Source organism: Citrobacter sp. Cm046 (assembly GCF_030333065.1).
Taxonomy (GTDB): Bacteria; Pseudomonadota; Gammaproteobacteria; order Enterobacterales; family Enterobacteriaceae; genus Citrobacter; species Citrobacter murliniae.
In genome coordinates this window covers 1-15561 of record NZ_JAOWGP010000029.1, presented here as the reverse complement: position 1 = coordinate 15561, position 15561 = coordinate 1, and the positions used below count along the sequence as shown (strand labels likewise).

Here is a 15561-nt window from a genome sequence, read left to right as displayed (position 1 = left end):
GAGAGGCGCGTGAGGCGATTGCCGGGGATATTACTGCTCACTGGAGCCGCATTCGTTGTCATCGCAGCGCTGCTGGTTAGTGGGCTGCGCCTTGCTCTGCCTCATCTCGATACCTGGCGTCCCGCCATTCTTGGCAAGATTGAATCCGCAACAGGTATGCCCGTTTCTGCCACTCAGTTCACCGCCAACTGGCAAAACTTTGGCCCGACGCTCGAGGCGCGCGATATCCATGCGCAACTAAGCGATGGCGGAGAATTTTCAGTTAAGCGAGTCACGCTGGCGCTGGATGTCTGGCAAAGTCTGCTGCACATGCGCTGGCAGTTTCGCGATCTTACCTTCTGGCAACTGCAACTGCGCACTAATACTCCTATCCAGCGCAGCGACAGCGACGATGGCATTGAAGCCGGTCACCTTAGCGATCTTTTCCTTCGTCAGTTTGATCATTTCGATCTTCGCGATAGTCAGATCAGCTTTTTAACCCTCTCTGGCCAGCGTGCAGAGCTGGCGATACCACAGCTTACCTGGCTGAACGGTAAAAACAGACACCGCGCCGAAGGTCAGGTCAGTCTCTCCAGCCTCACCGGACAGCACGGCGTCATGCAGGTGCGAATGGATCTGCGTGACGATGACGGACTGCTGAATAATGGTCGCGTCTGGCTACAGGCTGATGACATCGATGTGAAGCCGTGGTTGGGGAAATGGATGCAGGATAACGTCGCGCTGCAAACCGCGCGTTTTAGCCTCGAAGGATGGATGACGCTCAGCAAAGGGGAAATCTCCGGTGGAGATATCTGGCTGAAGAAAGGTGGTGCAAGCTGGCAGGGCGATAACCATACACACACGCTCGCTGTTGATAATCTGACCGCACACATTAGCCGTGAACAGCCAGGCTGGCAATTTTCTATTCCCGATACACGGATAACTCTGGACGATAAACCCTGGCCGAGCGGAGCGTTAACCCTTGCCTGGATCCCTGAGCAGGAAGTGGGCGGTGAAAATAACAAACGCAGTGATGAGCTGCGCATTCGTGCCAGTAATCTGGAGTTAGCTGGATTAGAGGGGCTGCGTTCGATGGCGGCAAAGTTATCTCCGGCGCTGGGTGATATCTGGCAGGCAACGCAACCGAGCGGCAAGATAGATGTGCTGGCGCTCGATATTCCGTTGCAGGCGACAGAAAAAACCCGCTTCCAGTCCTCGTGGACCAATCTGGCCTGGAAACAGTGGAAGCTGTTACCGGGTGCAGAACATTTCTCCGGAACGCTTGCGGGCAGTGTTGAAAATGGTTTGCTCACCGCCTCCATGAAACAGGCAAAAATGCCCTATGAAACGGTCTTCCGCGCTCCGCTGGAAATTGAAGAGGGTGTAGCTACGCTTAGCTGGCTGAAAAATGACAAAGGTTTTCAGTTAGATGGGCGTGATATTGATGTTAAAGCGACAGCAGTACATGCTCGCGGTGGTTTTCGCTATCTGCAACCGACAGGTGATGAGCCATGGCTGGGCATTCTGGCGGGTATCAGTACCAACGACGGCTCTCAGGCCTGGCGTTATTTTCCGGAAAACCTGATGGGTAAGGAGCTGGTTGACTACCTCAGCAGCGCAATTCAGGGTGGTGAGGCGGATAACGCCACGCTGGTCTATGGCGGTAATCCGCACTTATTCCCGTATAAACACAACGAAGGTCAGTTTCAGGTGCTGGTGCCGCTGCGCAATGCAACGTTTGCCTTCCAGCCAGACTGGCCTGCGTTAACAGACCTTGATATTGAGCTGAACTTCCTTAACGACGGTCTGTGGATGAAAACCGACGGCGTCCAGTTAGGCGGAGTGAAAGCCAGTAACCTGACCGCCAATATTCCCGACTATGAGAAAGAAAAGCTGCTGATTGATGCGGATATCAACGGGCCGGGAAAGGCGGTCGGACCGTATTTTGATGATACCCCGTTGAAGGACTCTCTCGGTGCCACACTGGAACAGCTCCAGATTGACGGCGATGTGAATGCTCGCTTACATCTTGATATCCCACTTGATGGTTCGCTGGTCACCGCCAAAGGTGATGTCATGCTGCGTAATAACAGCCTGTTTATTAAGCCACTCGACAGTACGCTGAAGAACCTGAACGGCAAATTCAGCTTTGTAAACGGGGATCTCAAAAGCGAGCCGATGACGGCAAACTGGTTTAATCAGCCTCTGGATGTCGATTTTTCCACTACTGAAGGCACTAAAGCTTATCAGGTCGCTGTGAATCTGAAGGGGGACTGGCAACCAACCCGGATGGGGATTTTGCCGACGCAGGTGAACGATGCTTTAAGCGGCAGCATGGCGTGGAATGGTAAAGTTGGTATCGAACTTCCGTATCATGCCGGGGCAACATACAACATTGAGTTAAAGAGTGACCTGAAAAATGTAAACAGTCACTTACCTGCACCGCTGAACAAAGCGCGCGGTGAGTCGCTGCCGGTTAACGTTAAGGCGGACGGCAATCTGCGCAGTTTTGATCTGACTGGCAACGCCGGAAATAAAAACCACTTTAACAGCCACTGGTTGCTGAACCAGAAATTGACGCTTGACCGTGCCATCTGGACTTCTGAAAGCCGTACCGTGCCTGCGCTGCCTGACCAGCAGGGCGTTGAACTTAACCTTCCGCCAATGGATGGTGCGCAGTGGCTGGCGTTGTTCCAGAAAGGTGCGGCGGATAACGTCGGTACTAACGCGAACTTCCCCCAACGCATCACGGTACGTACGCCATCTTTATCACTGGGAGGCCAGCAGTGGAACAATCTGAGCATTGTGTCTGAACCTGCGCTTAACGGGGCGAACATACAGGCGCAAGGACGTGAGATTAACGCGACGCTGGCCATGCGCAATAACGCGCCGTGGCAGGCGTTTATTAAGTATCTTTACTACAACCCAGGCACTGCAAAGTCGTCACAGAAAACAGCATCCGCCTCGCCGTTTTCTGACATTGGCAGAGTTAGCTTCCGTGGCTGGCCGGATGTTCAGTTGCGCTGCGCAGAGTGTTGGATGTGGGGGCAGAAATACGGGCGTATTGACGCCGATGTGGCGATTAAAGGCGATACGTTGACGTTGAGCAGTGGTTTGTTAGATACAGGTTTTGCCAGACTGACTCTGGACGGTGAATGGGTTAACGTGCCGGGTAAAGAGCGTACGTCGCTGAAGGGAAAACTAAACGGTAATAAAATTGACTCTGCCGCGGGTTTCTTTGGCGTATCGACGCCGATACGAAACTCTTCATTCAACGTTGAGTACGATCTGCACTGGCGCAATCCCCCCTGGGATCCTGATGAAGCCTCGCTTAATGGAATTTTGCGTACCCGTTTGGGTAAAGGCGAGCTTACTGAGTTAAGCACCGGACATGCGGGACAACTGCTGCGCCTGCTGAGCTTTGATGCGTTGCTGCGTAAACTGCGTTTTGATTTTAGCGATACCTTCAGTGAAGGCTTTTATTTTGACTCCATTCGCAGCACGGCATGGATTAAAGATGGCGTAATGCATACCGATGATACGTTGGTGGACGGACTGGAAGCGGATATCGCGATGAAAGGTTCAGTTAACCTTGTGCGGCGTGAGCTGGATATGGAAGCTGTTGTCGCACCGGAAATTTCTGCCACCGTGGGTGTTGCCGCCGCGTTTGCCGTCAACCCGATTGTCGGTGCCGCTGTATTTGCTGCCAGTAAAGTACTGGGACCGTTATGGAGCAAAGTCTCGATTCTGCGCTATCGCATCACCGGTCCGGTTGATAAGCCGCAGATTAACGAAGTCCTGCGCCAGCCGCGAAAAGAAAGAAAGCAATGATTTGACGGGGGCGAGTAATTGCCCCAATCTCAGTAAATAGATCTCCCTACCGCAGCAACTAATGAGTAGCAAAACGATGAGTCTGAACCTGGTAAGTGAACAATTGCTAGCGGCGAATGGCCTGAAACATCAGGATCTGTTTGCCATTCTGGGCCAACTGGCCGAACGCCGTCTTGATTACGGCGATCTCTATTTTCAGTCGAGCTATCACGAATCCTGGGTTTTAGAAGACCGCATCATTAAAGATGGTTCTTACAATATCGACCAGGGCGTTGGTGTGCGCGCCATCAGCGGCGAAAAAACAGGGTTTGCCTATGCAGACCAGATAAGCCTGCTGGCGTTAGAGCAAAGCGCTCATGCTGCCCGTACGATTGTGCGCGACAGCGGCGATGGCAAAGTAAAGACGCTGGGCGCAGTCGAACATCAAGCTCTCTATACCTCGGTTGATCCGTTACAAAGCATGAGCCGTGAAGAGAAGCTGGACATTCTCAGGCGTGTCGATCGTGTTGCACGTGCGGCTGATAAGCGCGTGCAGGAAGTGACTGCAAGTCTGACCGGCGTCTACGAGTTGATCCTGGTGGCTGCGACAGACGGAACGCTGGCGGCGGATGTTCGTCCTCTGGTGCGCTTGTCTGTCAGCGTGCAGGTAGAAGATGACGGCAAACGTGAACGTGGTGCCAGCGGTGGCGGCGGTCGTTTTGGTTATGACTATTTCCTCGCCTCCCTTGATGGCGAAGTCCGGGCCGATGCGTGGGCGAAAGAGGCCGTGCGCATGGCGCTGGTGAATCTCTCTGCGGTAGCCGCTCCGGCAGGAACGCTGCCTGTAGTGCTGGGCGCAGGTTGGCCTGGTGTGCTACTGCACGAAGCGGTCGGTCATGGTCTGGAAGGTGACTTTAACCGCCGAGGTACTTCGGTATTCAGCGGTCATATGGGGGAGCTGGTCGCGTCTGAACTGTGCACAGTCGTTGATGACGGTACGATGGTGGATCGCCGTGGTTCGGTAGCCATTGATGACGAAGGGACTCCGGGCCAGTACAATGTACTGATTGAAAACGGTATTCTGAAAGGTTACATGCAGGACAAACTGAATGCGCGTCTGATGGGTGTGGCGCCGACAGGTAACGGACGTCGTGAATCTTATGCGCACTTGCCAATGCCGCGTATGACCAACACCTATATGCTGCCAGGGAAATCCACGCCGCAGGAAATTATCGAGTCTGTCGAATATGGGATTTATGCACCTAACTTCGGCGGCGGTCAGGTGGATATCACTTCCGGGAAGTTTGTTTTCTCAACCTCTGAAGCGTACCTGATTGAAAACGGTAAAGTCACCAAACCGGTGAAAGGCGCGACGCTTATCGGTTCTGGTATTGAAGCGATGCAGCAGATTTCCATGGTGGGTAACGATCTGAAACTGGATAACGGCGTTGGTGTTTGCGGTAAAGAAGGGCAGAGTCTGCCGGTGGGCGTTGGTCAGCCGACGCTGAAGGTGGATAACCTGACCGTGGGCGGCACTGCTTAAATCTCCGGATTCATACCTGCTGTATGCCCGATAAGCATTGTGCTATCGGGCATTTTGCTGGATGGGGGACATAAATGCTGCTCCGGCTGGACAGTCCTCTATTTTTCTTTGCCCCTGCCATACATCCTCTGAAACAACTGTGCCACATCGACAAAATAATCCGTGAGATAGTTAATCACCACCTGCACCTTGAGTGGTAGCTTGTCTTTTTCGGTATACAGGGCGTAAACCGGACGCGGGTCTGACTGATAACGGGGCAACAGGATCTCCACTTCGCCACGATTGATCTCATTGATCACCCACATCAGCGGGACATAGGCAATTCCCGCGCCTGCGGCCAGCCAGCGCACCAGCGTCATAGGGTCATTGGTTACGAAGCGTCCCTGTGGGATGAGGCGAGTAGAAATCCCCTCCGGGGCAATAAGCTCAAATTCATTATCGGGTCGTACGCTGTATTCCAGCCAGGAATGATTACTGAGGTCGGCGGGTTTTTCCGGGGTACCGAATTGGGCGAGGTAATTTTTCGCGGCACAGACCACCATCGGCATGGTCCCCAGGCGACGCGAAAAAAGACTCGAGTCCTGCAACGCACCCACACGGATAACGACGTCCAGGCCATCGGCGATTAAGTCTGGTGCCGGGATGCCGGTGACCAGATTTACCGTCAGGCCAGGGTACTCTTTCAGCATTTTTGCCGTCAGTCCGGCAAGGACATTTTGTGCCATGGTTGAAGAACAGCCAATTCGCAGGGTACCAATTGGCGTGTTGTTAAAGGCATAAAGCTGCTCGTGAACATCCTGCGCTTCGTGCAGCATTCTGCGGCAGCCCTGATAATAAATCTTACCCGCCTCGGTAAGCCCAATGCTACGTGTGCTGCGGTTTAGCAGCTTAACCTGTAGCTCATCTTCCAGTTTTGATACCGTCTGGCTTATCGATGAAACACTCATTTGAAGCTGTCTCGCGGCGGCGGTGAAGGAGCCTAACTCGACAACTTTGGCAAACACCGACATTCGTTTTAATCGTTCCATTGTTCACTCTGGCTTAAAAGTGATTTAGATCACATAATATAGATAACAGCATAACAGTTACGTTAATATATTATTATTCAAATAACTGCTGTGTCGCTCTCGCCTGGCTAATCCTTGCCCTTCTCTGCGGTGACATACGCTAAAAAAATCAATCATCTGCACTCTCTTAAGCTACCAAGGTCAACATGAGTCTGTTTCCCGTTATCGTGGTGTTTGGTCTTTCCTTCCCACCGATATTTTTCGAATTGCTTTTGTCACTGGCGATTTTCTGGCTGGTGCGCCGGATGCTAGTTCCGACTGGCATCTATGATTTTGTCTGGCATCCGGCTCTGTTTAATACCGCGCTGTATTGCTGTCTTTTCTATTTAATAACGCGCCTGTTCGTTTGAGGTTGAAGTGAAAACACTAACAAGAAAACTCTCCCGCACGGCCATGACTCTCATACTGGTCATTCTGGCCTTTATCGCCATTTTCCGCGCATGGGTCTACTACACCGAATCGCCGTGGACGCGTGATGCACGTTTCAGTGCTGATGTTGTGGCAATTGCACCGGATGTCGCGGGCTTAATCACTGATGTTAACGTTCATGATAACCAACTGGTGAAAAAGGATCAGGTCCTGTTCACTATCGACCAACCGCGCTATAAGAAAGCCCTCGAACAGGCTGAAGCGGATGTCGCCTATTATCAGGTACTGGCACAGGAAAAGCGCCAGGAAGCGGGTCGTCGTAACCGGCTTGGCGTTCAGGCAATGTCTCGTGAAGAGATTGACCAGTCCAATAACGTATTGCAAACCGTATTGCACCAGCTTGCAAAGGCGCAGGCGACACGCGACCTGGCGAAATTGGATCTTGAACGAACGGTCATTCGCGCCCCAGCCGACGGTTGGGTGACTAACCTTAACGTCTATTCTGGCGAGTTTATTACCCGCGGCTCCACGGCGGTAGCGTTGGTAAAACAGCACTCTTTTTATGTGCTGGCTTATATGGAAGAGACCAAGCTGGAAGGTGTTCGTCCGGGGTATCGTGCTGAAATAACACCACTTGGCAGTAATAAGGTATTGAAAGGCACCGTTGATAGCGTAGCGGCTGGTGTAACGAATGCCAGCAGTACGCAGGATGCAAAAGGTATGGCGACCATTGATTCCAATCTTGAATGGGTACGTCTGGCACAGCGTGTGCCGGTGCGTATTCGTCTGGATGAGCAGCAAGGCACCCTGTGGCCGGCCGGTACTACGGCCACCGTCGTCATTACTGGTAAGCAGGATCGCGATGCCAGCCAGGAGTCGTTTTTCCGTAAAATAGCGCATCGCCTGCGCGAGTTTGGTTAATCGTGATGGGTATTTTCTCCATTGCCAATCAGCATATCCGCTTTGCGGTAAAACTGGCATGCGCCATTGTGCTGGCGCTGTTTGTTGGCTTTCACTTTCAACTTGAGACACCGCGCTGGGCGGTGTTGACTGCGGCAATTGTGGCGGCTGGCCCGGCCTTTGCTGCGGGTGGAGAACCCTATTCTGGCGCTATCCGTTATCGCGGTATGCTTCGTATTGTCGGAACATTTATTGGCTGTATTGCCGCACTGATCATTATTATCAGCATGATCCGTGCGCCGCTGCTGATGATCCTGGTGTGCTGCATCTGGGCCGGTTTTTGTACCTGGCTCTCCTCGCTGGTGAAGATCGAGAACTCCTATGCCTGGGGGCTTTCGGGCTACACGGCGCTGATAATCGTCATTACCATTCAGGCGGAACCATTGCTGACGCCGCAATTTGCGCTCGAACGCTGCAGCGAGATCGTGATGGGGATCGTCTGCGCTATTGTAGCCGATCTGCTCTTTTCACCCCGTTCAGTGAAGCAGGAGATCGATGTCGAGCTGGACAGCCTTCTGGTGGCGCAGTATCAACTTATGCAACTGTGCATTAAGCACGGCGACAGTGAAGAAGTGGATAAAGCCTGGGGGGATTTAGTCCGTCGTACTGCGGCGCTGGAAGGTATGCGCAGCAACCTGAACATGGAGTCCTCACGCTGGGTACGCGCCAACCGCAGACTTAAAGCATTGAACACGTTGTCGCTGACGCTCATTACTCAATCCTGTGAAACCTATCTTATCCAGAACACGCGACCGGACCTGATTACGGACACCTTCCGTGAGCTGTTTGATACGCCAGTTCAAACGGTGCAGGACGTACATAAGCAACTCAAGCGGATGCGGCGCGTGATTGTCTGGACCGGCGAGCGTGACACGCCGGTGACGATATATAGCTGGGCAGGTGCTGCGACACGCTACCTGCTGCTCAAACGCGGTGTTGTCAGCAATACCAAAATTAGTGCGATTGAAGAAGAGATCCTGCAGGGTGAGCCGGTAGTGAAAGTGGAATCCGCCGAACGTCACCATGCGATGGTCAACTTCTGGCGTACCACGCTTTCCTGTGTGCTGGGAACCTTGTTCTGGCTGTGGACCGGCTGGACGTCAGGTAGTGGCGCGATGGTGATGATTGCGGTCGTTACCTCACTGGCAATGCGTTTACCCAATCCACGTATGGTAGCGATAGACTTTATCTACGGCACGCTGGCAGCATTACCTTTGGGGGCGCTCTATTTTCTGGTGATTATCCCCAATACCCAGCAAAGTATGTTGTTACTGTGCCTGAGCCTTGCTGTGCTGGGATTTTTCCTCGGTATCGAGGTACAGAAGCGGCGTTTGGGCTCCATGGGGGCGCTGGCGAGCACGATTAACATTATCGTGCTGGATAACCCGATGACGTTCCATTTTAGCCAGTTCCTCGACAGTGCGCTGGGGCAGCTTGTGGGATGTGTGCTGGCGTTTATTGTGATTCTGTTGGTGCGTGATAACTCCCGTGACAGAACAGGTCGCGTGCTGCTCAATCAGTTTGTTTCAGCCGCAGTCTCCGCTATGACCACTAATGTGGTTCGTCGAAAAGAGAATCACCTTCCGGCGCTCTATCAGCAACTGTTTTTACTGATGAATAAATTTCCCGGCGATCTGGCGAAGTTTCGTCTGGCGCTGACGATGATCATCGCTCACCAGCGTCTGCGTGATGCACCTGTACCGGTAAATGAGGATTTATCTGCGTTTCATCGTCAGCTCCGTCGTACTGCCGATCACGTTATTTCAGCTGGAAATGACGACAAACGCCGACGCTACTTTAGTCAGCTGCTTGAGGAGCTTGATATCTATCAGGAAAAATTAAACATCTGGGAAGCCCCGCCTCAGGTGACGGAGCCTGTAAAACGGCTTACGGGTATGCTGCACAAATATCAGCACGCCCTGACCAGCAGTTAAGAGTTAAAAACCGACGCCAGAAGCGTCGGTTTTTTTATGGCTATACTTATTCGATGTGCGTAAGCCATGACATCAGGAGGAAAAAACTATGCCTGGACTGCAGGAGAGTGAACTTTTTCAGACGGGATATCTGGTTAATGGGCAGTGGAAGACCCTGGATACCACCTTTGATGTGGTAAATCCGGCGACGGGGGAGGTCATTGCAAAGGTGGCGAAGGCGGGTAAGCAGCAGACTGAAGAGGCGATTGCTGCTGCCGCAAACGCTTTTCCGGCGTGGCGCGAAAAAACGGCGAAAGAGCGTTCGACAATCCTCTATCGCTGGTATGAACTGATCCTCGAAAACAAAAGCTGGCTGGGGCGTCTGATGACCATTGAACAAGGGAAGCCGCTGAAAGAAGCCGAAGGTGAAGTTGAGTACGCCGCCAGCTTTATTCAGTGGTTTGCGGAGCAGGCCAAACGCGCTAATGGTGAGATTATCCCTCCGATTAAACCAGGCTCGCGAATTCTCGCTACCCGTGAACCTGTTGGTGTAGTCGCTGCGATCACTCCGTGGAACTTCCCGATGGCGATGCTGACACGCAAACTTGGGCCCGCGCTGGCTGCGGGATGTACCGGGGTGATTAAGCCGGCCAACAATACGCCGCTCAGCGCGTTTGCGCTGCTAACGCTGGCGAAAAAGGCTGGTGTGCCCGATGGGGTGCTTAACGCTGTCGCGGGCAATACCCCGGAAATCAGTGATGCAATTATGGCTAGCCATAAAGTGCGTAAAATTTCCTTTACCGGCTCCACCGCTGTCGGAAAAACGCTGGTGCGTAACGCGGCCGACACGATGAAAAAAGTCTCGATGGAGTTGGGCGGCAACGCCCCATACATTGTGTTTGATGATGCCGATATTGATGCCGCGGTGCAGGGGGCCATCGCTAACAAATTCCGTAATGCGGGTCAGGTGTGCGTTAGTGTTAACCGCTTCTATATTCAGGAATCCATCTATGACGAATTTACCCGCAAACTGGCGGATGCTGTCCAGGCGCTGAAGGTGGGTAATGGTCTGGATGACGGTGTGGTGGTTGGCCCGCTGATCGAGCCTTCGGCAGTAGATAAAGTGCGGGAACATGTTGAAGATGCTATTGCAAAAGGTGCGACGGTTCTGGCGGGAGGAAAAGCGCATTCGTTGGGCGGTAACTTCTGGCAGCCAACGGTACTGAGCAATTGCAACGAAGAGATGAAACTTGCCCGTGAAGAAACTTTCGGACCCGTCGCGGCCTGTTTCCGCTTTAGTCGTGAAGACGAAGTTATTCAGCGCGCTAACGATACTCCTTTTGGGCTGGCTGCTTATTTCTATACGCAAAACCTGCAGCGTGTATTCCGCGTTTCGCAGGCCATTGAAAGCGGCATGATTGGTATCAACGAATGTGCCGTTTCAACCGAGCTGGGGCCATTTGGTGGGGTAAAAGAGTCGGGGTTAGGGCGTGAAGGATCGGTGCTTGGATTAGAAGAGTTTCTGCAAGTGAAGACCTTGCATATTGGTGGTCTGTAGAGTAACCGACGGCGGGATGGTGGCTATAGATGAATATCTATACGTTTGATTTTGACGAGATTGAAGATCAAAGTGATTTCTACCGGGAGTTTACGCGTACCTTCGGCCTGGCCCGGGAAAAGGTCAGTGACTTAGATTCTCTGTGGGAAGTGGTTGTCGGGGAAGTATTGCCGTTGCCGCTGGAGATTGAGTTTGTGCATTTGCCGGATAAGCAACGCAGACGCTATGGCGCGCTGATTTTGCTGTTTGATGAAGCGGAAGAAGAGCTGGAAGGGCAATTGCGCTTTAACGTTCGTCACTCATCTTAAGAGATAAAAAAAGCCCCCGGCAGCGGGGGCAAGTCGTCGGACTAGACGACGAGGGTTTATTTGTACAGTTCAGCAGTTGCGTGCCAGTGAGCCCCTTCACGGAGTTCAGTAACGCGATAGCTGCTGGCGCCCGCTTTTTCTGCTTTGGCGACAATTTCCTGACGCATATCCATTGGTGAGCTACCAATCTGAGACACAGAGATAGTACCCATGGATTGCAGATTCTGTGCTTCTTGTGAGTTCACCTGATTTACCGCAGCGCTTGCGCCGAAAGAGATAACAGACAGAAGGCTTAAGGTTGCAACAGTAGTTTTGATTTTCATGATATTTACCTCGTCGAATACTTTTATTGGGGTCTTTGTTTCGTGACCCTCATCACAGAATCAAGTATACACTAATAACTCAGTAAATTAATACCACGCTAATGGTTTCGCTGGGTATTATGGGTTAAAAAATATATTTTTTATAACCAAACGGAATTAAAAATACGCTTCAGTATACCGGGATTAAAATAAGTTCAATAAAATCATATTGATATGTGATTTTGCAATTTGTGCGTTTTTCATAATTATCATTCACTATGTGAATGCTTTATAACGGTTAAACGCACTATCTGTTAAATGATTGGTAGTGAAAAACAGTGGCGTGGGTATGAAAGGAAGGTTTTTCCCCCGCCGCATGATGCGACGGGGAAGGGGTTACAGCTCTTGTTCGAAGAGCTCCAGAATAGCTTCGTACAGATCTTTTACCGTAAAGCCCATCGCTGGGGTGGTGAAGATGGTATCGTCTCCGGCAATCGTCCCGAGGATACCTTCCGCTTTACCCAATGAGTCCAGCAGGCGGGCAATTAATTGTGCTGCGCCTGGGCTGGTATGAATGACCACGACAGCATCGTTATAGTCGATATCCAGTACCAGATTTTTCAGCGGGCTTGAGGTTGTTGGAACCCCCAGTTCTGCCGGGAGGCAGTACACCATCTCCATTTTTGCATTGCGGGTACGCACTGCGCCAAACTTGGTCAGCATGCGTGAAACCTTGGACTGATTGATATTATCAAAGCCCTGATCCTGCAACGCGAGGACGATTTCGCCCTGAGAGCTGAATTTTTCTTCTTTGAGCAGCGCTTTAAACGCCTTTACTAATTCTTCTTGTTTAGCCGAGCTTCGCATAAGTCACCCGTAATATGGCGGTAGAAACAACATTATTGTGCATACAGATGAATTTTTATGCAAACGGTCTGCCTCGTTCAAGGCTGAAATAATGTTATGAAAGAGCGGAATTTTATCAAATTTCGTTATCAAGAAACATGCCTGTGTCACGGCTCGCAAATAAGATTAAAAGTAAATTAAATGTTATCAAATTGATGTTGTTTTGAGAGGGCGGTAGGGTATATTGTCAACACCTGTTGGAAAGTTGCTCTACTGGGCGGTTGTTTTGAATTACGTAACTTAGGATTTATTTTACGTAAGTTAAATGCATAAAAGCCAAATTTGCGTGACTACGCATTCTTGACGCGTGGTTATTGAATTCGTTGGATTTGTGAATTAAGGTCGCCGCCGCGGAGCAATAGACATTTTGCTTATCAATATAATAAGGAGTTTAGGATGAAAGTTGCAGTCCTCGGCGCTGCTGGTGGTATCGGTCAGGCGCTAGCATTACTGTTAAAAACCCAACTGCCTTCAGGTTCAGAACTCTCCCTGTACGACATCGCTCCAGTAACTCCTGGTGTGGCCGTTGACTTGAGCCATATCCCTACTGCTGTGAAAATCAAAGGCTTCAGCGGTGAAGATGCCACCCCTGCACTGGAAGGTGCTGATGTGGTTCTGATCTCTGCGGGTGTCGCGCGTAAGCCGGGTATGGATCGTTCCGACCTGTTTAACGTTAACGCAGGCATCGTGAAAAACCTGGTGCAGCAAGTTGCTAAAACCTGTCCAAAAGCATGTATTGGTATCATCACTAACCCGGTGAATACGACCGTTGCTATCGCTGCAGAAGTGCTGAAAAAAGCAGGCGTCTACGATAAGAACAAACTGTTTGGCGTAACTACGCTGGACATCATCCGCTCCAACACTTTTGTTGCGGAACTGAAAGGCAAACAGCCTGCCGATGTTGAAGTTCCGGTAATTGGTGGACACTCTGGCGTGACCATTCTGCCACTGCTGTCACAAATTCCTGGTGTGAGCTTCACCGAGCAGGAAGTTGCTGACCTGACCAAACGTATCCAGAACGCGGGTACCGAAGTTGTGGAAGCTAAAGCTGGTGGCGGTTCTGCAACCCTGTCTATGGGTCAGGCTGCGGCACGTTTTGGTCTGTCACTGGTTCGTGCCCTGAATGGCGAAAAAGGCGTAGTGGAATGTGCGTACGTTGAAGGCGATGGCCAGTATGCGCGCTTCTTCTCTCAGCCGCTGCTGCTGGGCAAAAATGGTGTGGAAGAGCGCAAGTCCATCGGTAAACTGAGTGCATTTGAACAGAATGCGCTGGAAGGTATGCTGGACACGCTGAAGAAAGATATTACTTTGGGCGAAGAGTTCGTTAAGTAATGCTTTCGTGTCGACCAGATAAGACGCTTCTGCGTTGCCATCAGGTTTGACGTATAAAAAAACCGGAGTAATCTGAACTGACCCCATAATATTGGACAGTTTATTTTAAGCGGTTATCTGGGCCTGGATTCGGTATTCTACCGGACTCAGGCCTTTCAGTTTCTGTTTTATTCTTTCATGGTTGTAATAGTGGATATAGTCATCGATAGCCATGCGCAACTCGCTGATATTCTCGTGTTCCGTGAGGTAAAAACACTCAGATTTCAGTGTGCCGAAGAAGCTCTCCATCACTGCATTGTCATGACAGTTCCCCTTCCTTGACATGCTCTGTCTCAGACCCGCCTCCTTAAGCCGGTTCTGATAATGTGCCATCTGATATTGCCAGCCCTGATCTGAGTGGAGCAGCGGGTATTCGTTTTTGCCCAGTACAGATATAGCCTTCGACAGCATGTTATCCACCATCGACAGAAGAGGACGGGGCCCCATCTGGTACGCAACTATTTCTCCGTTATACAGATCCAGAATCGGGGACAGATACAGCTTTTCTCCGCTGATTTTAAATTCCGTGACATCTGTAACCCACTTTTGGTTGGGCTTATCCGCACTGAACTGCCGGTTCAGTACATTACCCACAACTTTCCCATACCGGCCTTTGTAAGAGTTATATTTCTTCCTTCTGATACAACAGGTTAAACCCAGAGCCTTCATTAACCTGTGAACCGTTTTATGGTTCAGTAAGCTTCCTTCCCGGCGGCCAGCCAGCGTGATTCGCCTGTATCCATACCGTCCTTTATGTTTATGGAACAGCGTTAAAATCTGCTGCTTGTCATCAGCATATTTGTCTGGTTTTTTACCGCTGGCCAGTTGCCAGTAGAACGTGCTTCTCGCCAGCCCTGCGGCGTTTAACAAGCGTGCAAGAGAGAACTTCAGCCTTAACTCATTCACGACCTGCGCTTTATCCCGCGTCCTGACGTGCTCCTTTCCCTGAGTAAGGCCTGCAGCTTTTTTAGATATGCCACTTCAGCACGCAGTTGTTCAAGCTCCTCACGTTCATCCGGGTCAAGAGGAGCCTGCAAAGGAGGGACAGGGTGATTCTCAGGGTGTTCTGGCATCGTTTTTTTCCTGCGTCGGCTGTCTGTAAGGGCTTCTAATCCCCCTTCATCATACAGTCGTTCCCACTGACAAACAGTGGAAAAGGCCGGGATAATGAATTTTGCACAGACTTCGCGAACAGACAGGTGGTGTTCACGCATATGCAGGATAACGGACTCTTTAAACGCAGGAGAATAGGTAAAATGCCGGGTTGTAAGCCCGGCTTCGCCATGAAGCTTCCAGGCAGCAGACCACTTACGAACGGCACTGTGATCGATACCAAAACGTTTTGCCGTCGCTTCCTGTCCTTCCTGCCCGGAAAGATAGTGCTGCACAACCTCAAGCTTAAAGCTGAGAGAATACTTGCTCATAAAAAACTGCACCTTACTTCGTTGGGTGTCCAACTTTTTGGGTGCAGTTCA

12 protein-coding genes are annotated in these 15561 nt (G+C 51.2%); 8 read left to right on the top strand and 4 right to left on the bottom strand.

From position 1 onward, the window contains the following. Positions 1-9: 9 nt before the first annotated feature. Positions 10-3810: an AsmA2 domain-containing protein YhdP gene (gene yhdP / locus OGX98_RS01585; RefSeq protein ID WP_286594728.1), complete on the top strand. Its 3801-nt coding sequence runs from the start codon at positions 10-12 to the stop codon at positions 3808-3810. Between the two features lie 76 nt (positions 3811-3886). Then, complete coding sequence (gene tldD, locus OGX98_RS01580) at positions 3887-5332, top strand: metalloprotease TldD (RefSeq protein WP_048222523.1); 1446 nt, start codon at positions 3887-3889, stop codon at positions 5330-5332. Between the two features lie 98 nt (positions 5333-5430). Here the strand turns inward: tldD and aaeR are convergent, their stop codons facing one another. Further along, entirely contained in the window at positions 5431-6360 is a 930-nt protein-coding gene (aaeR, locus tag OGX98_RS01575; protein ID WP_045448175.1) for an HTH-type transcriptional activator AaeR, read from the bottom strand. Between the two features lie 185 nt (positions 6361-6545). On the opposite strand from aaeR, the gene aaeX reads away from it, so the two are divergent. The 5 genes from aaeX (at position 6546) to OGX98_RS01550 (ending at position 11507) form a co-directional block, all read left to right on the top strand. After that, positions 6546-6749, top strand: coding sequence for a p-hydroxybenzoic acid efflux pump operon protein AaeX (gene aaeX, locus OGX98_RS01570; RefSeq protein ID WP_003828816.1), 204 nt, complete (start codon positions 6546-6548; stop codon positions 6747-6749). Between the two features lie 7 nt (positions 6750-6756). Then, on the top strand, positions 6757-7689 hold the full coding sequence (gene aaeA, locus OGX98_RS01565) for a p-hydroxybenzoic acid efflux pump subunit AaeA (RefSeq protein ID WP_045448166.1): 933 nt from the start codon (positions 6757-6759) through the stop codon (positions 7687-7689). 5 nt (positions 7690-7694) lie between these two features. Then, a complete protein-coding gene (aaeB, locus tag OGX98_RS01560) occupies positions 7695-9662 on the top strand; it encodes a p-hydroxybenzoic acid efflux pump subunit AaeB (protein ID WP_045448164.1) in 1968 nt (655 codons plus the stop codon). Positions 9663-9750: 88 nt separating this feature from the next. Further along, positions 9751-11199, top strand: coding sequence for an NAD-dependent succinate-semialdehyde dehydrogenase (locus tag OGX98_RS01555; RefSeq protein ID WP_284096993.1), 1449 nt, complete (start codon positions 9751-9753; stop codon positions 11197-11199). Positions 11200-11228: 29 nt separating this feature from the next. After that, the gene (locus OGX98_RS01550) at positions 11229-11507 is read left to right on the top strand and encodes a barstar family protein (protein ID WP_045448157.1); all 279 of its coding nucleotides are present in this window, start codon (positions 11229-11231) and stop codon (positions 11505-11507) included. A gap of 56 nt (positions 11508-11563) precedes the next feature. Here OGX98_RS01550 and yhcN read toward each other — a convergent pair whose 3' ends face one another. Then, a complete protein-coding gene (gene yhcN, locus OGX98_RS01545) occupies positions 11564-11830 on the bottom strand; it encodes a peroxide/acid stress response protein YhcN (protein ID WP_045448153.1) in 267 nt (88 codons plus the stop codon). Positions 11831-12205: 375 nt separating this feature from the next. After that, positions 12206-12676 carry a transcriptional regulator ArgR gene (argR, locus tag OGX98_RS01540; protein ID WP_045448150.1) on the bottom strand — a complete coding sequence of 157 codons (471 nt, stop codon included), beginning with the start codon at positions 12674-12676 and terminating at the stop codon, positions 12206-12208. Between the two features lie 435 nt (positions 12677-13111). Between argR and mdh the strand changes: the two genes are divergently transcribed. Further along, positions 13112-14047 carry a malate dehydrogenase gene (gene mdh / locus OGX98_RS01535; RefSeq protein ID WP_048220470.1) on the top strand — a complete coding sequence of 312 codons (936 nt, stop codon included), beginning with the start codon at positions 13112-13114 and terminating at the stop codon, positions 14045-14047. 105 nt (positions 14048-14152) lie between these two features. Here mdh and OGX98_RS01530 read toward each other — a convergent pair. Then, positions 14153-15510 (bottom strand): IS3 family transposase gene (locus OGX98_RS01530; protein WP_286594712.1). Its coding sequence is split into 2 segments (ribosomal slippage): positions 14153-15048 and positions 15048-15510, totalling 1359 coding nucleotides; the frame shifts between segments, so codons are not numbered across the junction. Positions 15511-15561 lie beyond the last annotated feature (51 nt).

Excerpts from the sequence above, each read along its gene's own strand:
- tldD (WP_048222523.1), top strand. The coding sequence starts at position 3,887 with ATGAGTCTGAACCTGGTAAGTGAACAATTGCTAGCGGCGAATGGCCTG.
- aaeR (WP_045448175.1), bottom strand. The coding sequence starts at position 6,360 with ATGGAACGATTAAAACGAATGTCGGTGTTTGCCAAAGTTGTCGAGTTA.
- aaeX (WP_003828816.1), top strand. The coding sequence starts at position 6,546 with ATGAGTCTGTTTCCCGTTATCGTGGTGTTTGGTCTTTCCTTCCCACCG.
- aaeB (WP_045448164.1), top strand. The coding sequence starts at position 7,695 with ATGGGTATTTTCTCCATTGCCAATCAGCATATCCGCTTTGCGGTAAAA.
- OGX98_RS01555 (WP_284096993.1), top strand. The coding sequence starts at position 9,751 with ATGCCTGGACTGCAGGAGAGTGAACTTTTTCAGACGGGATATCTGGTT.
- OGX98_RS01550 (WP_045448157.1), top strand. The coding sequence starts at position 11,229 with ATGAATATCTATACGTTTGATTTTGACGAGATTGAAGATCAAAGTGAT.
- yhcN (WP_045448153.1), bottom strand. The coding sequence starts at position 11,830 with ATGAAAATCAAAACTACTGTTGCAACCTTAAGCCTTCTGTCTGTTATC.
- argR (WP_045448150.1), bottom strand. The coding sequence starts at position 12,676 with ATGCGAAGCTCGGCTAAACAAGAAGAATTAGTAAAGGCGTTTAAAGCG.
- mdh (WP_048220470.1), top strand. The coding sequence starts at position 13,112 with ATGAAAGTTGCAGTCCTCGGCGCTGCTGGTGGTATCGGTCAGGCGCTA.